Raw genomic sequence first — 21636 nt, forward strand, 5'->3', positions numbered from 1 at the left:
ATTTATCGCTTTGGTTATTTAATAAGTCGTAGCAGGGCTTAAAAAGGTTTAAAAAGTTTTAGAAAAGAAATGGGCGTTAACTTAAGTAAGCGAAGTTTTTATTGAATTTATTGGACCAAAACGGGGCGTAATGCGTTGATAAAGTTTTATAATTTGAAAGGTTGAGGTTTAAACTCAAAATTATTAAAAAAATTTTACCCCTTTTTATATGGCGCTGCGTTTTATAGGTAACTCAATTAAAAAAGGGAAAGCCTATGTTATTGCAACTTGATACTTTCGAGACACAAACGCCGATACTAAAACTAGCACTTTGCTTTATTGCTGCGTTGGCTGTGACATTTAGTTTGTTCGCGTTTATGCAGTTTTTAATTAAATCGCCAAATCGCATTGTTGATGCGCCCAAGCCAATTATTGATATTGCTTTATACCAAGCGCGCGAAATTTCAGAGGTTAAGCAGAAAACTAAAATTCAACCACCACCCAAATTAACGGAGCCTCCAAAACGTGTTATGGAAGCGCCAGCAAATGTGTCGAGCAATGTTCCGTTAACATTTGCACCCAACTTAAATGTGTCTATTGGTAGTATGCCAAGCAGTGGGCCTAGCCTTATGTCGCAAAGTGGGCAGGCAAGCCCAATTGTGCGTGTGCCACCCAAGTATCCTGTAGGCGCAGCTCGCGATGGCATTGAGGGCTGGGTAGAGTTGACGTTTAGTATTGATAAAACCGGCCGTGTTATCGATGCGCAAGTGACTGCTGCTGAACCTAAACGTGTTTTTAATACAGCTGCACTAAAGGCGTTGAAACGCTGGAAGTATAAACCTTCTATTGATAACGGGGTGGCACATATTCAGACAAACCAGTCAGTGTTGCTTGAATTTAAATTAGCGCAAGAATAAAGTGCTGTTATGTTTAGGGGTTGTTTTTGCAAATGTAAAAGACTTATTGTGTTGTTTTAAAAAACCTTACGAGCGTATTTTTCATAAATACGCTTAACCTCTAACACAGCGCCTACGCAAAAGTTGGATCAACGAGCAAAAGGAGTCGTTATAGATGTTGTTAACTTTGACTACTTGGCTTAGTGCAGACCTCAGCGCAGAGGAAATCATGGTGCGGTACCGTGATTCAGGGAAAAAGCGGTATTTAAATCAATTGGTAGATGCTTATTATGACGATTTATATCACTTTCTGGTAAGTCAGTCAGATCAAGTGCTTGCACAAGATATTAGTCAAAAAACATGGCTTAAAGTGATTGAAAAAAAAGCGCTATTTAAAACATCAGTTTCGTTTAAATCTTGGTTGTTTATGATTGCCAGGCGTTTACTGATTGATGAATTTCGCAGCCAAAATAAACTCACTCAGCTAGATGATGTGCAGTTAGTATGCGGCCAATCACAAGACGTGAGCGGCGATGACATGTTGGCGGTGCTTGATAGTGCGCTTAACGCGCTCAACTTTTACCAACGAGAAGCGTTTATTCTACAAAAAGAAGGGTTTTCGGTTGATGAAATTGCACATATTACAGGGTGCGAGTTTGAGACAATTAAATCACGACTACGCTACGCAAAACAAAATTTACGCAATATCTTGAAAGGGTACGCAGATGAGTAATAAAGCAGACGAACTAATTGATTCGCTCTATGAAAAGCGCAAACAACAACTGCACTCAAGCGTACAGCAGAGGCGTGAATTTAGCGATAACATTATTGCCCAGTCGACAATAAAACCAAAATCTAAACTTTTTTACCGTCTTCAATTTGCCATGAGCATTGCTGCGTTAACGATGCTCGGATTTGTTGTGTTTAACCAAGTGCAGCGTGAGGCTACGCCTCAATATAGCCAGATCAATGAAGCGAATTACTATCAAGTGGCTGTAGTAGAACGTCAATCAGAAACACTAAGTTGGTTTATTACGACTCAAAAAAATGCGTTAGAAAATGACCGTAATGCGCAAATAGCGAACTTAAATCGACATTTTAACAACGCATTAGATAATACAAATATAATGACCGTTAAGGTGCTTAATACGCAACTAGATTGGCATTTAGAGAGCTGTGATGGTTCGACTTTAATAAAAATAAAACGCGAGGTTGTTGCTGAATTAATGGCGTCTTCGAATTTATTTGATACTACGCACACGGGTCAGTGGTTAGCGTTGGTATTAGATGAGCAGGGTGGTCCTTATGCGCTGCGTAAAGCAGGTAAAGCCAGTGTGTGTAGTTAAGGCAAAATATGCGTTTTATTTATGTAATGGATCCAATGTGTGCTTGGTGTTACGGGTTTAAACCTGAACTGGAAGCGTTTTTTAATACACATTCAGATATAAATGTTGAATGGGTTATGGGCGGACTTGCCCCTGATAACAACCAGCCCATGAGCGAGCAAATGCGCACGACAATTGCCGCCTATTGGCAGCAAATTGAAGCGAAAACACAGGTGACATTTAATCATGATTATTGGCACTGCAATACGCCGTATCGCTCAACCTATTTAGCGTGTCGTGCGGTGATTGTGGCAAATGATTCACTGGAAAATGGGGCCAAAAAAATGGTCAATGCAATTCAAACAGCGTATTACCAAAAGGCGCAAAACCCATCGTTAGAAAACACGTTAATTGAATGTGCCGCTACAATTGGATTAAATAAAGATGAGTTTGTTCATGCTCTTAATTCTGAGCAAACGCAAAAAACGCTGACACAACATCTTGCTATTACACAGCAGTTAAACGTAACCGGTTTTCCTGCCTTGTTTTACCTTGATGGACATAATCAAGTTTACCCATTGGCCCTTGGCTTTTGCACATTTAGTGAATTAGCACAGCGATTTAACCGTATGTTTCAATAATTGGCGGTATTTGCGCGGTGTGTTGGTGGTTGTAATAGCGTAAAGAGCTAACAATGTGCGTTTGTATTATTATACCAATTCACTTAAATAGCTGATCATCCTAGCGGGCTAAATATCATGCTAACTGCGTTAGAATTTATCAATGTAGAACAACTACATAAGAAAAATTCCGCCTTGTTACCATTTCATTTATCCAGCGCTATCCCTGATCACATACTTAACAGAATTGGTATTAAGCTAAATAATACGGGCTTTCAATAATGAGTTACCCGTATTTATAATCAAAGGGGGCACCTTAAAGCTATGGTTTAATTGTTAGAACTAAGCTGGCTTAACGTGCCATTTTTAACCACAAACAGCTTATCAAACTGATCTTCATTAATAGTGACATCGTGATCGGTTAATAACTTTACAAGTTGTGGTGTGGTGTTGCTGTGCCCCACAATTACGGTATTGCCTTTTAATGTTTTTAGCTGTTTAACCAAGGCGGTTAACTGACGCGGATTATAATGGGTAACTACAATGCCTAATTTTTGACTAAGCGGTTTTACGGTTTCTAAGGTACGGTTGTAATTAGTGCTAAAAATGTGCTTAATTTTTTTGTCTTTTAACATGCTAACCAGGTGCTCTGCACGGGCTTTACCCGCCTCAGACAAGTTTGGATTAATACCATCACGCTTTTCTGCGTGGCGCAGCAAAAAGAGGGTGTCAGGTGTTGCAAACACCGCTTGAGAAAAAAATAGTCCTACAATAAAAGCCAATAAACGCATGATAACTAAGCCCTTTACAACATACGTGAAACAATTTCTCTCACTTTAACTGAGCTTTGTGCAAAAGCAAAGGGCGATTTAGTTAAAAATCGCCTCATTGGCAGGACAGTACTTTTGTAAAAAATCATCGTGGCTGGGCTGCGCTTCAGCGCATTTTTCAAGGGCATTTCTGCCAGCCGCTAGGCTTTTTGCAAGCATTTCGCTGTTAAGCGCATCTAAGGTTGGGTTGTAACCATTAGGCACTACTCCCATACCATCGAACACCGCATACCAGCTGGTGGGTTGGAATAGTTCTTCGACACCGGGAATTAGGCCACCGCTTTGTTTAAAAAATTCGATGCGTGTGGCTAAACTTGCTGGAATTTGCTTTTGTTGCCAATCGCGCCAAAACGCCGAGTCGTCACGTTTTGTGGTGCAGTAGTGCAGCACTAAAAAGTCACGAATTTCTTCGTAATCGCCAATAATGCGGCGGTTAAATTCATTTTGTAGTACTGGGTTTGCTGTTTTAGTCGGAAACATACGTACAAACAAAGCCAGCGATTTAGAGACTAAATGAATTGCTGTAGATTCTAGCGGCTCTAAAAACCCCTGTGCCAAACCAAGTGATAGGCAGTTTTTATTCCATACTTTATCGCGCACACCGGTAACAAAGGGGATCACTCTTGGTTCGGTTAGCGGCTCGCCGTCAACATTTTCGAGCAAAGTTTGAATCGCTTCTTCATCGGTGATGTATTTATCGCAAAATACATAGCCGTTACCAGTACGGTGTTGCAGCGGAATATGCCAACTCCACCCCGCTTTTTGCCCGCGTGAAATAGTATACGGTTTGGTATCACCCGTAAGTTTAGTTTGCACGGCAACCGCGCGATTACAAGGTAAATGCTCCGACCAATCTTGGTATTCGGTATTGAGTGCATTACCAATCAATAAGCCCTTAAAGCCTGTACAATCAATAAAGAAATCGCCGTTAATTGTCTCGCCTGATTTTAATGTGACAGAGGCAATATTGCCGTCAAGGGTTTTGTTGATTGATTCGACGTGGCCGACAGTGCGTTTTACGCCAATATTTTCTGAGAATTTGCGTAAATATTGCCCTGCCAGCACAGCATCAAGGTGCAGTGCAAAGCGGGCGCCTGCAAGCGGCGTATTCATCGCTTGGTGCGGTACAAAAAAGCGATTTTTTTCAGATAATACCGCTTCTGGCGAATAGGCCATTAGTGGTGTGGTATCGCCTTCAGCTTTTTGTTTTAGCCAACATTGGAAAAACTCGTGACCATCAATTTTTTGGCCAACTTCCCCAAAGGGGTGAAAATAGCGGTGTGATTCTTGATACCAGTTTTCAAACTGAATTCCCCATTTAAAACTGGCTTGAGTGGCTTTTATAAATTCAACCAAATCGATGCCTAAGCTTTCAAGCGTATCAATGAGCGGTGGAATCGTGGCTTCGCCAACACCAATAATATTCACTTCGTCTGATTCAATCAGCCTACTTGGGTGTTGCTGTCTTTAAAAATATTGCCAAGCGTTGCGGCGGCGAGCCAGCCTGCGGTGCCACCACCGACAATAACAAACTTTTCAATGGGATTGTGTGTTAACTGCATACCGCTTCCTGTTGCTTGATTGGTTGATAGCCACAGTATTGTTCTAAAAATTCGCTGTGGGTAGGTGCATTGTTTACTTGGCTTGAAACCATTTCGCGCATTTTGGATAAATGTTCATTTAAGTAATTGAGCGGCATATTATCGGCGCTTGCTTGGTAGTTTTCGGGTAAAAAATTTAAACCGTGGTAAATAGCCAGCCAACTATCAGGGCCAAACATTTCCCAAGGCAGGCGTTTTAACTCACCGGTTCTAGCAAAGGTCAGCATTTTCTCTTCAAGTGTTGCCGGAATTGCCATATCGCGGTAATACTGCCACATGGGGCTGTCGCTGCGGCCGTTTAACTTATAGTGCAAAATAATAAAGTCGCGCACGCGCTCATATTCTTGTGCATTCACATCATTAAATTTAGCGACATCTTGCGCTGAGTATTGATTGCTCGTGAAAGTAAGTAAGAGTTTTTCGATTGCCGTTTCAACCAGTGCAATGCTGGTGCTTTCTAATGGCTCTAAAAAGCCAGAGCTTAAACCAATGGCGACACAGTTGTTATGCCACGCTGTTTTACGCCTTCCTGGGGTAAAACTAAACTTGCGCGCTGGCTGTAAAATGTCGCCATCGATTGATGCAAGCAAACTTTGCTCTGCTTCTTCATGGGAAAGGTATTTGCTGCTGTAAACGTAGCCATTGCCAACGCGATGCTGAAGTGGAATACGCCATTGCCAGCCGCCTTTTTTCGCGATAGCGAGGGTACGGGTGATGGGCTCAGCCGTTGCGCTTGTTTGCACTGCAATAGCGCTGTCATTTAATAGCCAATGGCTCCAATTTTCATATTCAACAGCTTGGTTTTCACCAATTAACAGCGCCTTAAAACCAGAACAATCGATAAATAAATCCGCAGCGATGCTTGAGCCATCTTCAAAATGTAATTGATTGATGCTGCCATCAGGATGATTTTCAATGCTACAAATGGTGTTATCAATATGTGTAACGCCTTTATTGGTTGAATAATCAAACATCAGTTTTGCAAACAGGCTGGCGTCAAAATGCAGTGCCCAATCAAAAATTTCTAACTGGTTTTGTGGTTTTATTTTGGGTGGCACAAATTTGTTATGCTTTGCCATTTGCACGCCAAGTGAGTAATCAGTTAAATCGCTGTGTGCACCTGTATGCTCTGCGCGTAACCAATAATGATGAAATGGGGTAGTCGGCGTATTTTGCCCGTAAATGCCAAACGGGTGAATAAAGCGGGAGTTTTCACCTGCCCAGCCTTGAAATTCAATGCCAAGTTTGCAGCTGCCTTTTGTGGCTTTTAATACTTCAACATCACTCAACCCTAACTTTTGGTAAAAGCGGCGCAAAGTTGGAATGGTGGCTTCACCGACACCTATGGTGCCAAGTTTACTTGATTCGATTAGGGTTATTTTACAGTGTTTTAGCGGGGCGTGATTAGCAAGGGCTGCAGCTGTCATCCAGCCAGATGTGCCGCCGCCAACGATGACGATGGAATTTATTGTTTTTGTTGCTTCTGTCATGGTTCACACTCGTGCTTATACTTCAATACCAATTTGATTAAGTAACTTGATTAAGTAAATAGGCAATTAGTTAATCAAATGGGTATTTGCATTGTATCGTGATGAAACCAAAAGAAAAGACTGCCGCCAAATGACGGCAGTCTTGGGCAGAAAGTGTTAATTCAACCTAAATCCTAATAATTCTAAGGATTAAAATGTTGCCCTAACACCAAGGGTCCAACGCGATTCATACTCGTTACGGAACGCTTTTTGTGAAGAGAATTCAAGGTAAGTTTGTTGAACTTCTTCAGTAATGTTCGAACCGTGTAAGTAAATATCTAGATAATCAGTTGCGTGGTAGGTTGCACTGAAATCAAGTTGTGAATACGTATCTTGGTAAAGTGATTGCCTGCCAACAGCATCTGAACCTTGAGTGATTAAGCGCGGGCTACGTGAGTTCCATGCTAAGCGCGTTGAAAACTCTTCTTGCTCATACCAAAGTACAAAGTTGTAGGTGTCTTTTGACATGCCAACAAATGGTAAGTCGTTGCCAAATACATCTTTCTTCTCTTGTTTGCTATCACTGTATGTGTAGTTAGCATCGATACCGAAGTTATTAAGAATGGCTATATCTGTGTAGTCGCTCATTGCTGCGCGAATACCTACTTCTAAACCAGTAACATCACCACCTTTACCTTGTACTTGTGTACTGAAAGGCCAAGGTCCACGGCTGATACCATCATCATCTGGCTCATCAATTTCAACTGTCCCGCTTTCTGTAAAGCTTTCAATTTCGATGCGGTAAAGTGATAAGAACATCATTGACGCATCGCCGTTATACCACTCAGCTGAAAGCGAGTAGTTATCTGAACGCCATGGGTTAAGTGCTGGGTTACCTGTTAAGGTTCCATTTTTTACACGTAGACAGTTACATGAGCCATCAATAGCTTTACCAACTGTTTTACCACCGCCCCAACTAGCAAGATCAAGTGATTGCATATTTTTAGCGTATGCACCGCGTACAATTACATCTTCTGTAACATCCGCGGTAACGTTTAATGATGGTAGGTAGTCTGTGTAGCTGCGCTCTGTTACTACATCACCAATATCTGGGCCTAAGCCTGAGTGAGGTAAGTTGGAGCCTGCAAGGTTTTGTTTAACATAAAGGTCGGTTTCAACAACCTTCATACCAAAGTTACCGCGGATCATTTCCCACTCAAAGTTAGCCTGTGCAAAGTAGCTAAATTCATTCAGTTTAACATCATATGATGCCCCCGCGTTTTCAGTACGCTGTACATTACCAAATGTATCTAAATGGAACTGGCGTGGGTCACGGAAGTTAGATGGATCAATTGCCCACATTGTCGGAATGCCTTTCACGCTACCGAAATTAGAAATTTGGCTAACTGTTGTATGCGTATCAAGGCGAGTTGGATTAAGTAATGTATACGGCACCCAAGTACCTGCAGTTAAATCACCCACATCTTCTGTTAGAAATTCACCAGCAGCTTTGTTTCCGGTACACGTTTTTTCTGTGTGGTATTGGTCAACCGCCTTCCATTGGGCGATATCACAGCCATCACCAAATTCTGATGTGTATGTGAACTGGTCGTGATCCACTTTACGTTCCATATAGCGTACACCAAAATCAACACTTGTTACGAAAGGCATATCGTCAAATTGATAATTCCATTTCGTGCTGAATGTATTGATTTCACCTTCATCGTCTGTGTTACCTTCTGATGAGAATGCACCAATATGATATGAATCTAAGCTGCCCATATAATCAGCAATGCTCATTAAGCCCTGACCACCGTTAACCATTTGGTCAAAACCACTAAATACTGGAGATTCGCCACGTGCGTCATAACGAAGTAAGAATGAATCGTCTTCAATACCGCCTGGTGAAAATTGCGCGTAACAGCCGCCTTGGTCACCAACAGCATCTTGACCTGAACAGTATTCAGATGGAGCGAATTGACCTGGACCCGTAACTAAAGTGCCTTGGTCGATGCTTAATAAGTCGCCTTCGCCATAGCCGTGACGCATGCTTGCATCGGCTTTAGCACGCGTTGCACGTACTTGACCTGAAAGTGGACCACCATTATTAAAGTTTAGTTCTAGGTTTAAGTTGGTAGATGTTTCGTAGTTATTGTTAACCTGAGTGAATGTTTGTAAACGCCATGGCTTTAAATAGAAGTCATTTACTGCACCCCATGGATTACCATCTTTATCTGTAAACGTATCGCCTGTCCAACCAGAATCAGTTGGGAATGCATAATCGTTAAATGAGTACCAACGGTTGTTTTGTGATAAACCTTGACGCTCGTTAAAACGCTCTTGATCGGTATAAAACGCTTCAAATACGAGTTCAAAGCCTTCACTTAAATCAGTTTGAAAAGCAAATTGATAGCCTTGACGTTCACGTTTTTCTTGTTTGTTAAATGCAGCAAAACCTTGCGGTACAACGTGACGAATGTCGTTACCTTGAGGGTTTTGACCCCATGTGAAGTTGTTATTTGCCGCACCGATGCCGCCATTTTCAGAGGTATCAAAATAACCATTGTAATCGGTCGCAAGGGTTGCTTCTTGTGTTACCGCAGAGAACAAAACACCCCATTTATCAGCGTTGTAGCTTACAAGACCGTTAATATTTGGATCGGCTTCATCACTAATAGAGCCTTGTGTCACATCGGCGCTAACGTTAGTTGTCCAGCCTTCGCTCATATCAAATGGGCGACGCGTTTTTAAATCAATAGAGCCTGAAATACCCGCAGCAGAACGCTTAGATTCACTGGTTTTATAAACATCAACGCCTGAGAAAAGCTGCGCTGGTAAGTCACCAAAGTCCGCGCCGGATGAGTCAATGGTTGTCGCACTTAAAAATACTTCGCCATTAAGTGTACTATCTACTTGAGGTAGACCACGGATTTGCACCGGGCCACCTTCACCTGCTGTACGCTCAACCTGTACACCAGTGATGCGTTGTAGTGAGTCTGAAATTGTTACGTCGGGTAACTTACCAATATCTTCTGATGCAATGCCATCAACCTGTGAAGGTGCAAAACGCTTTACGTTAATTGCTTTAACTGTACTGGCGCGAATACCTTTTACCTGAATAACTTCCATTTCGGCGTCTGCCGATGATTTTTCTTCAGCGATAACGTTTTGTGCGAAACCGGCAGAGAGAGCTACCGCTATGGTTGAAGACAATACGCTTCGTTTAAATGTTCTGTTGGACACAGTTTTCCCCTATTAGTGTTTAGTTCTATCAGAAAATAATTCCGAGAAACCTTATTGTTGTGATTACTTGTTTAATCTTTTGACAGCGTTGTCATTGCTTGTCAAAAAAATAATAAAAGGGTCGTAACTTCGACAGTAATTAATGCGTTTTACAGCTCAATTCACGCAGCGCTAAACTCTTATCAACAGCCCAGTTTAGCTGATACTTGAAAGTTGACTCACCTCGTCCAGATGTAAATGTCTGTTCCTTTGTGATGTTAAAAAGTAACACATAAATATCTTGAACTTGTTACTTTTTAACATTAACATAATTAAAAAAGCAACACTTTGATAACAAATTTGTTTGAAATGCATCTAGATTGAATAGAATTGTATTAGTTGGGTGTTTCGCTGTTAGCAATTTGGTAACAAGTTTTATGAATGAAGTAGTTAAAGGTGCGGGAAATCCACAATCTCTTGCACACGGTGGCTGGCATATATTGCGTGAAGAAGTGAGTTTTCCGGTTGCAGTATTATCACAATCGGCCATTAATAATAATGCAAAGTGGATGAGCGACTTTTGTCAAAAGGCTAAAGTGAACTTAGCCCCTCATGGCAAAACCACTATGGCACCCGAGCTTTTTAAAATGCAGCTTGAGCACGGTGCCTGGGGTATTACCCTCGCAACGGTCGCGCAAGTACTTAACGCAGTAAATCACGGTGTTAAACGAATTATTTTGGCAAATCAATTGGTAGGAAAATACCACTTTGAACATATAGCTAATTTACTTGAAAGCACCGATGTAGAATTTTACTGTTTTGTCGATTCAGTAGAAAACGTCAAGCAAATAGGCCGCTTTTTTGATGCGCGAAAAGTATCAATTAACATTCTTTTAGAAATTGGTGCACAAGGTGGCCGCTGTGGTTGGCGCGATGTGAATAATGCAGAGGCATTTTTAGCTGCATGTAAACAGCATCCAAGTTTGAAACTTGCAGGAATTGGTTTTTATGAAGGGGTGATAAGTGGTAGTAATGCTCTTGAAAAAGTGACCAATTTTGTTGAAGAAATCTATCAACTTTCAAGCACACTTAAAAAGCAAAATGCGTTTGATTTAGATAAGCCCATTATTACTGGCGCGGGATCTGCTTGGTATGACATCGTAGCGAATACACTCGGCAAACATAATCACCAAGAGAACTTTAATTTAGTGATTCGCCCTGGTTGTTACCTTATTCATGACACTGGCATTTATCAAGATGCACAAAATGCGGTAATGGCACGTAGTCAATTGGCTTGTGATGTGACAGGTGATTTAGCATCAAGCTTAACGGTGTGGGCCTATGTTGTATCGCGCCCCGAAGTAGGGCTTGCCATTGTCGGTTTAGGTAAACGTGATGTGGCATTTGACGCAGGTTTACCAAAAGCAGAATTAATCTATCATGTTGATAACCAAACATTGCAACCGGCTGATGCCTTAATTGAAACCGTTAAAATTATGGATCAGCATGTGATGCTGACCTTGCCTGAAAATTGCGCGCTTAACGTGGGTGATATGGTATGCTTTTCGACGTCTCACCCATGTTTAACCTTTGATAAATGGCGTCAGGTAGCAATCGCCGATGATGATTGGGTCATTCGCAAAACCATTTCCACCTTTTTTTAGTTAGGAAGCAGTAACAGATGGATATTATTAACAAAATTAAAGAAGGGTTAGGGCACTTTAGCCCTGCAGAAGACAAGGTTGCACATCTTATTCTGAGTGATCTTGAGTTTGCAGCCACGGCTTCAATTAATGAATTGGCCGATAAAGCCAATGTGAGTCACGCCAGTATTACGCGCCTTGCCAAAAGCTTAGGATGTGAAAATGTGCGCGATCTAAAGTTTCAGATCACTCAGTCAGCAGCGATCGGTGAGCGCTTTACTAATTCAGAACCGATTGAAAAGAAAGATATTTTCCATGTTTATTCATCGATCCAAGAAATTTTAACGCTCAATGCGGGGCTGATTAAAGAGCACGCGGTTAATGCTGCAGCCGAGGCAATCTGTAATACTCGTCATTGCCTCATTTTTGGTGTGGGTGGCGGTAGCAGTATGCTGGCGCTCGAATGTCAAAACCGTTTGTTTCGCTTAGATGTGTTATGTAACGCCCACTCTGATCCTATGATGATGCGGATGACCGCATCAACCATTAATAAAAATGATGTGGTGTTATGCTTATCATTAAGTGGCGTGTCGCCAGATGTGATTGCTGCAGCGCGTATCGCAAAAGAGTACGGTGCCAGCATAATTGCGATTTGCCCTGAAGGTGAACTTGGCGAAATCGCGGATGTGCATTTGCCGATAAAAACACAAGAATCTGACTATATTTTCAAACCGAGCGCAGCGCGTTACGCCATGATGGCTGCGATTGATATTTTATCAAGTGAAGTGGCGACTAAAAACCAGCGTCGCTCGAAAGAAAAGTTACGTCGTTTAAAAATTCAATTAGATCAGCACCGTAACCAAAATAGCGACGCACCACCAGCTGACACTCGCTTCCCGCTCGGTGATTAAAGATGAGTGATAACAACCTTAATATCACCGTTATTCGTAATGCGACTGTTTACACGGGCGAGCTAAATGAATGGTTTGTTGGCGATGTTGCCATAGCTGGTGAGCGCATTATTGCGCTAGGTGATTGTTCACACTTGTACTCAGAGCAAGTCATTGATGCAACGGGGTTAACATTAGCTCCAGGGTTTATCGACGTACACACCCATGACGATTTAGAAGTGATCCGTAATCCGCATATGCTTTGTAAAGTAAGCCAAGGTGTAACTACGGTAATTGCAGGCAATTGTGGTATTAGTAGTGTGCCCTATGTTGCTGATATTGAGCCGGTAGATCCAATTAATTTATTGGGCCAAAAAGCAGATTTCAAATACACCAATTTAGCTGATTTTAGAAATGCTTTTGAAAGGGCAAAACCAAGCGTTAATCTTGCCCAGTTAATTGGCCATACTAGCCTTCGTGCCCAAGTAATGAATGATTTGAGTAAACCAGCCTCAGAAGATGAAATTATTCAAATGCAGTCTTTATTGCGTACTCAAATGGAACAAGGCGCATTAGGGTTAAGCACTGGGCTTGCTTATCCCAATGCTAAAGCATCAAGCAGTAATGAAGTAAACAAGCTAGCAGCACAAGTAACACCATTTGAAGGCGTTTATACCACCCATTTACGCACTGAGTTTCAAGGCATTATTGATGCAATGGATGAGGCGTTTGCAACAGCGAAACAAGCAAATCTGCCGCTGGTTATTTCTCATTTAAAATGCGCAGGCATTGAGAATTGGGGCCGTGCAGCAGAGGTTTTAGCGCATTTAGAAGATAAACGAAAATCACAACCAGTTTGCTGTGACTGTTACCCATATGCTGCAAGTTCAAGCACACTCGATTTAAATCAAGTAACAGACAGTACTGAAATTTATATTACGTGGTCTGAAACCCATCCTGAAATGGCAAAACGCACACTGTCTGATATTGCAAAGGCTTGGCAATTACCATTAATGGAAGCTGCTAAAAAATTAATGCCAGCAGGTGCGGTTTACCACTGTATGTTAGAAGATGATGTAAAACAGTTTTTAAGTTTTGAAAATAGCATGATTGGCTCGGATGGCTTACCGTGTGATCCGCATCCTCATCCAAGATTGTGGGGGTCGTTTCCAAGAGTGTTAGGGCATTACGCAAGAGAGCAGCAAACACTGTCGCTGGCATTGGCTATTCATAAAATGACAGCGTTGCCATCATCGAAGTTTAAGCTCAACAATCGCGGCAAAATTGCCACAGGCTACTTTGCGGATTTAGTGTTATTTGATGCAAACGTGATTATCGATAACGCCAGCTATCAAAACCCTCAAGCACAAGCTGACGGTATTAGGTGTGTATGGGTCAACGGCAAAGTAAGTTTTATTGAGGGTCTTGATGATCTAAGCATTACGCAATTTGGGCGAGCCGGGCGATTTTTAGCGCGCACTTAATATGAGCGCCAACTAAATAAGAATTTTGAAATGTTGAGAAAAGGTTCTCAACGCAGCATTTAAAAGAGGAAATTATGACAATTAGACGTATTGGCGCAGAAGGCGGCACAGGTACAGGTGGCCAACATTTACCTTTTTCCCGCGCAGTAGAAGCGGGTGGTTGGTTAAAAGTATCGGGGCAAACCCCGATGCGCGATGGCGAAGTTGTTGAAGGCGGCATTATTGAGCAATCGCGTCTTGCCATACAAAACTGCATCGACATTATGACTGAAGCAGGGTACGGCCTTGAAACAGTAACCCATGTGTCGGTGGTATTAACTGACTCTCGTTATTTTCAGTCATTTAATAAAGTGTTTGCAGAAGTATTTGGTGAGCACCCGCCTGCGCGCATTTGCATGGTGGCTGACCTAGTTGTTGACTGTAAAGTAGAAGTTGATGTGACCTGCTACAAAGGTCAATAAGGGAACTAAAACCTCAAAAGAATAATAAAAAATAGGGGCACTTATGACATCACAACAAATGACGTTTCTGGCTGCATTTTTTGCCTATTTGCTTGCCATGATTGCAATTAGTTGGTTTGTTTCTCGCTGGCAAAAATCCGGTAGCGACTTTTTGTTAGCAGGGCGAAAAGTGCCTTTATTTCTCACGCTCGGCACCACGGTTGCAACTATGGTCGGCACCGGCTCTTCTATGGGGGCTGTGGGTTTTGCCTATCAAAATGCGTGGGCGGGTGCGCTCTACGGCATAGGTGGTGCAGTGGGAATACTGTTATTGGCGTGGGTATTCGCACCTGTGCGCAAACAACAATTTGCCACCATGAGTGAAGAGCTTGCGAGCTATGTTGGCAATAACCCACTTGTAAAAAAAATACTCGCTGTGATTATTTATGCTGCAAGTATTGGCTGGTTAGGTGCGCATTTAATTGGCGGTGGTATGTATTTAGCCTGGCTTACGGGCATAGATGATACAACGGCGAAGCTAATTATCGGCATTGGCCTTGCCATTTATGTCACCCTAGGGGGCTATTCTGCAGTGGTGTGGACCGATGCCATTCAAGCGGTGATTTTATTTGTAGGCTTTTTATTAATGGCTTATTTTGCGATTGATTCTGTCGGTGGTTGGCAAGCGATACAAAACAATCAACTGATAAACGGTAGTGGCTTTTTGTCTTATCAGAATATCGGCCTTATTCCAGCAATCTCCATGTCATTTGCAGTATTGGTTGGGGTAATGGCAACACCTTCATTTCGCCAGCGCATTTATTCAGGTGACAATGTAAGCAGTATTCGCAAATCGTTTGTGATGTCGGGCGTACTTTATCTAGGGTTTTCTTTAGTACCTGCAATTATCGGTATTTGTGCTTATTTGATTAAGGGTGATTTAGATAATTCTGCGTATGCTTTTCCGTATATTGCACTTAATACTCTGCCACTCTTACTGGGCGGGCTTATTTTATTAGCGGGCATATCGGCGACTCTTTCAAGCGCAAGCTCTGATGCTATTGCTGGTGTGAGTGTGTTTGTCAGTGATATTTATGCTTGGCTTTTCAAAAAATCACTGAGCAAGCAACCTCTCACTGATAAACAGCAACTTGTATTGTCACGTTTTGCCATGATTTTAACCGTGACCATCGCACTGTTATTTGCCCTTTTATCAAATAATATTATTACCTATATCACTAAAATGATCTCGCTCGCACTATGCGGTTTGTTTGTGATGGGGCTACTTGGTCGTTTTTGGCAAAAGCTTACATGGCAAGGCAGTATTGCAATTTTAGTGGCGAGTACATTAACGGCAGCACTGATAGGTTTTAACCCCACGTGGCTCGCATTTTTTGGTAACCCTTCTATACCTGCGGTAATCAGCGGTGCGTTTTTTGGCATTGTTGTGAGCCTAGTGACACAAGTAAAAACGCCATCAAAAATAGTGCAGAAAAATACAGTGGAGCTAATGTGATGTTGCAACCATTTAATTCCATTGTGTTTTTAGGCGAGTGTATGATTGAGCATCGCGCTGATGGCGATGTGTTTTTTGGTGGCGATAGCTTTAATACTGCCTATTACCTAAGTCAACTAATTGATTCTCAGAGCGAAAAACCTATTCAAATTTATTACGCAACGGCAATTGGGCATGATAACCAAAGTGAAATGCTAAAAGCGTTAATAACACAATCTGGAATGCAGCTTGATTTTGTTGAGCGCCACCCAACCAAAACATTAGGGCAATACTGGGTTGATGTTTGTGATAGCGGCGAGCGCTCTTTTCGTTTCGATAGGCAAAATAGTGCGGCTAGGGATTATTTATCTTTGTCACACAAACTACTTACAGCACTTGAAACAAAACAAGTGGATGCCATTTATCTGTCGGGTATAAGCCTTGCCATTTTAGATGAAAAGCAACGAGCTTTGCTTATAAATGCACTGCACCAATTTAAAGCGAAGGGTGGCATTATCTATTTTGATAATAACTATCGCCCAGCGCTTTGGCAGTCGATATCGCCCATTCATGATTACTTTTCGTTAATGGCACTTGCCGACATCGCATTTTTAACCAATGAGGATGAATATGCTGTTTATGGCACGCAGTCGGTGAGCGATATAATTGATTTACACTTCAAAGGGAAAAGTTCTAGGCAAACCCTTGTTATTAGGCAAGGTGCAGAGCCCTGTGTGATTCAAGAAGTTGGCAAAGACGCATTGCTTTATGTGGCAGCAGAGCCGCTTGCCCAAAAGCAAGTTGTCGATACCTGCGCCGCAGGCGATTCGTTTGCTGCAGGTTTTTTAGCGGCAATGTTATTTGGGCGTGATACGAAAAGTGCCGCGCATTTTGCGCATAAGGTAGCTGCCTCGGTGATTAAGCAGCATGGTGCGCTTATCCCAACTCATTTTCTTCCCAAACTTTCGAACCAGGAGTGTTTAGGTGTCGATACATTTTATTAATAAAGCATGTGTATTTTCAAAGCTGTGTAGTTTATTGCTGTTTAGCTCATTACTTTTTGCCGAAACCAGCTTAATGCCACAACCACAATCATTTGAGAGGCAAACAGGTGAACTGCACTTACCTAGTCAAATTGAATTCTCATTTGAAGGATTTAGTGACAAGCGAAAAGAATTTCAAGCAAAGCGTTTAGAGTTGCACTTAACACGTATAGCAAAGTATAAAATCACCTTAATAGACTTAGCTAATAACAAAAAACAAACGCCAGATAAGGCAACCCTTAAAGTCATTGTGCGCGACAAGGAAAGCGATTTATTGGTGCCACAGCTTAATAACGACGAAAGTTATCAATTAGTGATTAACCAAAATGGCATCACACTAAACGCCAATACCGTTTTTGGCGCGCAGCATGGTTTAACAACGCTCACACAACTTGCGGCAAACCATTTTGACAATCAACTGATATTACCTCATGCAACGATTACTGATTCGCCACGTTTTGATTGGCGTGGGTTATTAATTGATAGTGCGAGGCATTTTTTATCAACTGACACAATTAAACGTCAGCTAAACACCATGGCTTCGGCCAAATTAAATGTGCTGCACTGGCATTTAACGGACGATCAAGGTTGGCGCATTGAAAGTAAACGCTTTGCAAAGCTTACGCAAAAGGCATCAGATGGCCTCTATTACAGCCAAAGTGAGGTAAAGGAAGTTATTGAGTATGCCGCTCTTTTAGGCATTCGAGTGGTGCCTGAATTTGGTATGCCGGGTCATGCAAGTGCCATTGCCGTTGCATACCCTGAGCTTATGGCAGAGGTAAAACCCTATGAAATGGAGCGTCATTGGGGCGTATTTAAGCCGTTACTTGATATTTCAAAACCTGAGGTATACCAGTTTGTCGATAGTTTAATCGAAGAAATGACAGCTATTTTCCCTGATAAGTATTTACATATTGGCGGTGATGAAGTGGAACCTGAGCAGTGGTTAAATAATAAGGATATTCAAGCGCTAATGGCCAAGCACTCCCTTAAAAATGGCCATGATTTGCAGAATTATTTTAATACCCAAATTCAACCTATTATTGCTAAACACCAGCGCATAATGATGGGTTGGGATGAGATTTTTCATCAAGATTTACCAAAAGATATTGTGGTTCAATCATGGCGCGGTCATGACTCATTAAATGAAGTAGCTAATAGCGGCCATTTAGGTATTTTATCGACAGGGTTTTACATTGATCAGCCACAATACAGCGACTACCACTATCGTAATGACCCACTACGCAAATTGCCACAAGTTGATTTATCAAAACCGCAGGTATTGGCAAAGTCGTTTGTGATTGACCGCTTAAAAGGCAGCGATGTTAAAGGTGAGCTGGTTGTTTTAGGTGAGCAAATTTTAATTAAACTTAATAATAACCACCATCAGTTGGCATTAGTTAATAAAGCACCTAATCAAGCAACAAATGCATTTAAAGCCAAAATGGATAGTTGGATGGGGCCATTGACCTTTGAATTTGATTTGAAGGGTGAAAATAGCGCTGTGATGATTGGTAATAGCCGTTACCCAGTTAAATTATCAACGCTTAACACGCCATCTTCCGTATCGCTATCTCAACCATTAAAAAGCTCAAATGCAGTGAATATTTTAGGTGCTGAAGCGACTATTTGGAGCGAGATGGTGACCGATGACAATATTGATTTGCGCATTTGGCCACGTTTGTATGTGATAAGCGAGCGCTTGTGGTCAAATAAAGAAAATACAGATGAAAACAGCATGTATTTGCGCTTGGCTTTTATCAATACATTTGCTGCAAATGTGATTGGGGCAGCGCATTTATCTCAGCAACAAAGTGGCTTTGAAAGTCTGCTCTCTAAGTCGCTTAGTAAAGAAGAAAAAGCCACTACCTTAGCGCTTCTTAATACGATGGCAGCACTGCTTGAACCTGCACATTACTACACGCGCCACCATATTAAATATTTAAACGATGAATATCATCAAGAGGCGCCACTTAATTTATTTGTTGATTATTTAAATGTTGAAAGTGAGCAAGTACGCCAAATTAAACGCTGGGTGTTAGCTTATACCTCAGGCGATGTTAATTCGCTTACGCAATTAGATAAGCAATTAATAAAATGGCAAAAAGGCCTTGAAATGGGGCTTGAAACACTCTCATCAAGTAAAAAATTAAGCGTGCTAAAACCGACGCTTATATCACTAACGCAATTTATTGGGCTTTCACAACAGGTAATAAGCAGTTGTAAAGGTGAAATAAAAGGAGCCGGGTTAGATAAGCAGTTGCTTGATTTACAAAAACTCACAGATGAACTTGTGATTGCAGGTATTTATCCAATGCGAGATCTCTATCTTGCTTGCACCGAACAATAAGGAATAACAATGAAATTAAACATAGCAAGTGCACTAATTTTGGCATTATTTGCCGCCCATGCAAGCAGTAACACGTTATTTGAGGGCAGTGACTGGGTGAAAGAGAATGCGTTTACCAATGGCGTAGAGGGCCCTGCGGTTGACTCGCAAGGTGTGTTATATGCAGTGAATTACAACCACCAAGGCACTATCGGTAAAGTGCTTGGTAAAGATAAAGTCGAGACGCTTGTTACGCTTAAAAATGGCTCTATCGGTAATGGCATTCGCTTTGATAAAAAAGGCAACATGTATATTGCTGACTACGTTAATCACAATGTACTGACAATTACCGCGAAAGACTTAGCGCAAGGCGGCGAACTCACAGACAAAGTTAAGGTGTTTTCCCATAATGCAAAAATGAATCAACCAAATGATCTCGCCATTATGGATAACGGTATTTTATTTGCGAGCGACCCAAACTGGCAAACTAGCACAGGTAACTTATGGCGTATAAACCAACAAGGTGAAACAAGTTTATTAGAGGCGAATATGGGCACCACTAATGGTGTTGAAGTAAGCCCAGGTAATAACACCTTGTATGTGAATGAAAGCGTGCAGCGCAAAGTATGGCGTTATGATCTTGACGGCCAAGGCAATGTTTCTAATAAACAACTGTTTATTGAATTTGATGATTTTGGCCTTGATGGCATGCGTTCAGATAAAGCAGGTAACTTATATATTGCACGCTACGGTGCAGGTGTTATTGCAGTGGTTTCTCCAAAAGGTAAATTACTAAGAGAAATAAAACTAAACGGGCAATTTCCAACTAATGTGGCGTTTGGTGGCAAAAACGGTAAAACCGTGTTTGTAACCATGCAAAAACGCGGCGTCATTGAAACCTTTAATGTGGATATTGCTGGTAGAGCCTTTAACTTGTAACTCGTGATGAGTACGTGAAAATTATTGCAACTTTTTAGCACATACAAGCTCTATTGATAAGAATACAATCATTAGAGATAAAAATGTCGTTTAAAAAAGTTTGGCCTGCAATAGTGTGTTTTAGTTTCTCATTAATCGCGTATTTTGCTTATCAATTTAATGGAGTTACGGTTGATGAAAATGGGTTTTTAAGGGAGGCATTTTTTCTTATTCCCATTCCATTGAGCTTGTTTATGTTAGGTAGTGTATTACTTTTGGTTTTTATTGCCTTAAAAGTAAAAGCGGGTAGACGTTCACAACTTAGCTGATTGTAAACCACCTCCTTGTTGTTAAACTCGTTAAGTTATCGCCCAGTAAATACTGGGCGATTTTTGATCTAAATTTCGCTGTGATTGACTAGCGAATCAACCAATTGACTGAAAGTCTTGGCACTTTTTGCCTGATTAAGTGAATAGCCAGTGATTTTTGCAATATCAATTAAATCAAAGTAGCCGCGCAATTCGTTTTGATTAGCACCGGTTACCAATAAATATTCGTAACTGGCTTTTTCCATGGTTTTTAACACGTCGCCTACTTTGGCATTGGCGAGTATTGTTTCCGACACGGTGTCAATTTCTTCTAATCTCACCATAATGTCACCAATCGTAAGTTGCGCGCGTGTTAAGCCTTTTTTACTTGCTATTTTAAGTACATAACTGCTTGCTAAGCGCGCCTTTGAAATCACGCCTTTAAGTTGGTTTTGTCCATCTACTACAAAGCTGGTGCGCATATGGGTTTTTTCCAAAATGCGGTTTGCATCATCTAAATTAGTATCGATATCAATATACTGCAAAGGCTCAAGGTGAAAGCCATGCATTACAAATGAAGCAGGGCTTGAAAGTGACACGCTAGTGTCTACATGAACTTGTGCAAATAAGCTTGCGCCTTCAAGAAGCGGTTTTGTTGAAAATGAAGTGAATTGGTTCATAACGACCACCTTATTTATTAACTGTTAGAATTAAGATAAATATGAAAAGCTAACAGGTTGTAGGCGGTGCTCTTATTAGTTTAATCGCGATGCGTGATTGAATCGCAGGTTGTAATAGCTGGTTGGGTTGGTAAAAACTTAACGCTATGGCGTTTTTTGTGCTGACGTCTAACGCGACATCGTCAAAATCAAGTTGGTTTGGATTTAAGTCTTCAGAGTTATCAAAGCTAATAACAGTTGCTTGGCTATCGCTTGCTATAGTTGTCGTGGTGCTTAAGCTAAGCGCCAAAACAACTACTGTAACGACAAACAACCAACGAAGCATAATTTACAACTTAAAAATTACTGTTACTTTAATAGTGGGTCTGTTTGGTTGATAATTCAACACTTATTTTATGTAAAGTTTATTTTATTTTTATATTGAGTTGTAACTTACTGAATTTAAGTCGTATTTACGGTTTTAG

General features: G+C 41.4%; 20 protein-coding genes. 13 read left to right on the forward strand and 7 right to left on the reverse strand.

From position 1 onward, the window contains the following. Positions 1–254 precede the first annotated feature (254 nt). The 4 genes from C2M30_RS17800 to C2M30_RS17815 all read left to right on the forward strand — a co-directional run bounded on the left by C2M30_RS17800 (position 255) and on the right by C2M30_RS17815 (position 2841). On the forward strand, positions 255–896 hold the full coding sequence (locus C2M30_RS17800) for an energy transducer TonB (RefSeq protein ID WP_234004772.1): 642 nt from the start codon (positions 255–257) through the stop codon (positions 894–896). Positions 897–1050: 154 nt separating this feature from the next. Next, positions 1051–1608: a sigma-70 family RNA polymerase sigma factor gene (locus tag C2M30_RS17805; protein WP_234004773.1), complete on the forward strand. Its 558-nt coding sequence runs from the start codon at positions 1051–1053 to the stop codon at positions 1606–1608. After that, complete coding sequence (locus C2M30_RS17810; protein ID WP_105172699.1) at positions 1601–2221, forward strand: hypothetical protein; 621 nt, start codon at positions 1601–1603, stop codon at positions 2219–2221. The genes C2M30_RS17805 and C2M30_RS17810 overlap by 8 nt, the downstream gene beginning before the upstream one ends. An 8-nt stretch (positions 2222–2229) precedes the next feature. After that, positions 2230–2841, forward strand: a complete 612-nt coding sequence (locus tag C2M30_RS17815; protein ID WP_105172700.1) for a DsbA family protein — start codon at positions 2230–2232, stop codon at positions 2839–2841. Between the two features lie 308 nt (positions 2842–3149). Here C2M30_RS17815 and C2M30_RS17820 read toward each other — a convergent pair whose 3' ends face one another. The 5 genes from C2M30_RS17820 to C2M30_RS17835 all read right to left on the reverse strand — a co-directional run bounded on the left by C2M30_RS17820 (position 3150) and on the right by C2M30_RS17835 (position 9963). After that, entirely contained in the window at positions 3150–3611 is a 462-nt protein-coding gene (locus tag C2M30_RS17820) for a SixA phosphatase family protein (protein WP_105172701.1), read from the reverse strand. Positions 3612–3689: 78 nt separating this feature from the next. Beyond that, a complete protein-coding gene (locus tag C2M30_RS17825; protein WP_267894213.1) occupies positions 3690–5078 on the reverse strand; it encodes a tryptophan halogenase family protein in 1389 nt (462 codons plus the stop codon). A gap of 14 nt (positions 5079–5092) precedes the next feature. Beyond that, entirely contained in the window at positions 5093–5212 is a 120-nt protein-coding gene (locus C2M30_RS21995; protein ID WP_267894214.1) for a tryptophan 7-halogenase, read from the reverse strand. Then, positions 5203–6741, reverse strand: a complete 1539-nt coding sequence (locus C2M30_RS17830) for a tryptophan halogenase family protein (protein ID WP_105172702.1) — start codon at positions 6739–6741, stop codon at positions 5203–5205. Before C2M30_RS17830 ends, C2M30_RS21995 begins: the two co-directional genes overlap by 10 nt. Before the next feature lie 189 nt (positions 6742–6930). After that, the gene (locus tag C2M30_RS17835; RefSeq protein ID WP_105172703.1) at positions 6931–9963 is read right to left on the reverse strand and encodes a TonB-dependent receptor; all 3033 of its coding nucleotides are present in this window, start codon (positions 9961–9963) and stop codon (positions 6931–6933) included. Between the two features lie 416 nt (positions 9964–10379). Here C2M30_RS17835 and C2M30_RS17840 point away from each other — a divergent pair, with 416 nt between their 5' ends. From C2M30_RS17840 to C2M30_RS17880, 9 genes are all read left to right on the forward strand, one after another. Then, positions 10380–11606, forward strand: coding sequence for an amino acid deaminase (locus C2M30_RS17840; RefSeq protein WP_105172704.1), 1227 nt, complete (start codon positions 10380–10382; stop codon positions 11604–11606). 17 nt (positions 11607–11623) lie between these two features. Then, entirely contained in the window at positions 11624–12496 is an 873-nt protein-coding gene (locus C2M30_RS17845) for a MurR/RpiR family transcriptional regulator (RefSeq protein WP_105172705.1), read from the forward strand. 2 nt (positions 12497–12498) lie between these two features. Beyond that, complete coding sequence (locus C2M30_RS17850; protein ID WP_105172706.1) at positions 12499–13959, forward strand: N-acyl-D-amino-acid deacylase family protein; 1461 nt, start codon at positions 12499–12501, stop codon at positions 13957–13959. 74 nt (positions 13960–14033) lie between these two features. Further along, complete coding sequence (locus C2M30_RS17855) at positions 14034–14420, forward strand: RidA family protein (RefSeq protein ID WP_054980188.1); 387 nt, start codon at positions 14034–14036, stop codon at positions 14418–14420. A 43-nt stretch (positions 14421–14463) separates the two neighbouring features. Continuing rightward, positions 14464–15915 (forward strand): sodium:solute symporter family protein, encoded by a 1452-nt coding sequence (locus C2M30_RS17860; RefSeq protein ID WP_105172707.1) that lies wholly within the window; start codon positions 14464–14466, stop codon positions 15913–15915. A 41-nt stretch (positions 15916–15956) separates the two neighbouring features. After that, entirely contained in the window at positions 15957–16898 is a 942-nt protein-coding gene (locus C2M30_RS17865) for a sugar kinase (protein ID WP_234004774.1), read from the forward strand. Next, a complete protein-coding gene (locus C2M30_RS17870; RefSeq protein WP_105172709.1) occupies positions 16879–19287 on the forward strand; it encodes a family 20 glycosylhydrolase in 2409 nt (802 codons plus the stop codon). The genes C2M30_RS17865 and C2M30_RS17870 overlap by 20 nt, the downstream gene beginning before the upstream one ends. Before the next feature lie 9 nt (positions 19288–19296). After that, entirely contained in the window at positions 19297–20205 is a 909-nt protein-coding gene (locus C2M30_RS17875; protein WP_105172710.1) for an SMP-30/gluconolactonase/LRE family protein, read from the forward strand. An 83-nt stretch (positions 20206–20288) separates the two neighbouring features. After that, positions 20289–20513 carry a DUF3955 domain-containing protein gene (locus C2M30_RS17880; protein ID WP_105172711.1) on the forward strand — a complete coding sequence of 75 codons (225 nt, stop codon included), beginning with the start codon at positions 20289–20291 and terminating at the stop codon, positions 20511–20513. A gap of 68 nt (positions 20514–20581) precedes the next feature. Here the strand turns inward: C2M30_RS17880 and C2M30_RS17885 are convergent, their stop codons facing one another. Together C2M30_RS17885 and C2M30_RS17890 are read right to left on the reverse strand one after the other, a co-directional pair. Beyond that, positions 20582–21172, reverse strand: a complete 591-nt coding sequence (locus C2M30_RS17885; RefSeq protein WP_105172712.1) for a CBS domain-containing protein — start codon at positions 21170–21172, stop codon at positions 20582–20584. A 49-nt stretch (positions 21173–21221) separates the two neighbouring features. Next, positions 21222–21497, reverse strand: coding sequence for a hypothetical protein (locus tag C2M30_RS17890; protein ID WP_105172713.1), 276 nt, complete (start codon positions 21495–21497; stop codon positions 21222–21224). Between the last annotated feature and the right edge of the window lie 139 nt (positions 21498–21636).

This window comes from Pseudoalteromonas sp. T1lg24 (genome assembly GCF_002964745.1).
GTDB classification, from domain to species: Bacteria; Pseudomonadota; Gammaproteobacteria; order Enterobacterales; family Alteromonadaceae; genus Pseudoalteromonas; species Pseudoalteromonas spongiae.

Bases quoted from the DNA above. Each gene is read 5' to 3' on its own strand.
- C2M30_RS17880 (WP_105172711.1), top strand. From the start codon at position 20,289: ATGTCGTTTAAAAAAGTTTGGCCTGCAATAGTGTGTTTTAGTTTCTCA.
- C2M30_RS17805 (WP_234004773.1), top strand. From the start codon at position 1,051: ATGTTGTTAACTTTGACTACTTGGCTTAGTGCAGACCTCAGCGCAGAG.
- C2M30_RS17820 (WP_105172701.1), bottom strand. From the start codon at position 3,611: ATGCGTTTATTGGCTTTTATTGTAGGACTATTTTTTTCTCAAGCGGTG.
- C2M30_RS21995 (WP_267894214.1), bottom strand. From the start codon at position 5,212: ATGCAGTTAACACACAATCCCATTGAAAAGTTTGTTATTGTCGGTGGT.
- C2M30_RS17815 (WP_105172700.1), top strand. From the start codon at position 2,230: ATGCGTTTTATTTATGTAATGGATCCAATGTGTGCTTGGTGTTACGGG.
- C2M30_RS17845 (WP_105172705.1), top strand. From the start codon at position 11,624: ATGGATATTATTAACAAAATTAAAGAAGGGTTAGGGCACTTTAGCCCT.
- C2M30_RS17875 (WP_105172710.1), top strand. From the start codon at position 19,297: ATGAAATTAAACATAGCAAGTGCACTAATTTTGGCATTATTTGCCGCC.
- C2M30_RS17860 (WP_105172707.1), top strand. From the start codon at position 14,464: ATGACATCACAACAAATGACGTTTCTGGCTGCATTTTTTGCCTATTTG.
- C2M30_RS17830 (WP_105172702.1), bottom strand. From the start codon at position 6,741: ATGACAGAAGCAACAAAAACAATAAATTCCATCGTCATCGTTGGCGGC.
- C2M30_RS17810 (WP_105172699.1), top strand. From the start codon at position 1,601: ATGAGTAATAAAGCAGACGAACTAATTGATTCGCTCTATGAAAAGCGC.
- C2M30_RS17840 (WP_105172704.1), top strand. From the start codon at position 10,380: ATGAATGAAGTAGTTAAAGGTGCGGGAAATCCACAATCTCTTGCACAC.
- C2M30_RS17885 (WP_105172712.1), bottom strand. From the start codon at position 21,172: ATGAACCAATTCACTTCATTTTCAACAAAACCGCTTCTTGAAGGCGCA.
- C2M30_RS17855 (WP_054980188.1), top strand. From the start codon at position 14,034: ATGACAATTAGACGTATTGGCGCAGAAGGCGGCACAGGTACAGGTGGC.
- C2M30_RS17800 (WP_234004772.1), top strand. From the start codon at position 255: ATGTTATTGCAACTTGATACTTTCGAGACACAAACGCCGATACTAAAA.
- C2M30_RS17890 (WP_105172713.1), bottom strand. From the start codon at position 21,497: ATGCTTCGTTGGTTGTTTGTCGTTACAGTAGTTGTTTTGGCGCTTAGC.
- C2M30_RS17865 (WP_234004774.1), top strand. From the start codon at position 15,957: ATGATTGAGCATCGCGCTGATGGCGATGTGTTTTTTGGTGGCGATAGC.
- C2M30_RS17850 (WP_105172706.1), top strand. From the start codon at position 12,499: ATGAGTGATAACAACCTTAATATCACCGTTATTCGTAATGCGACTGTT.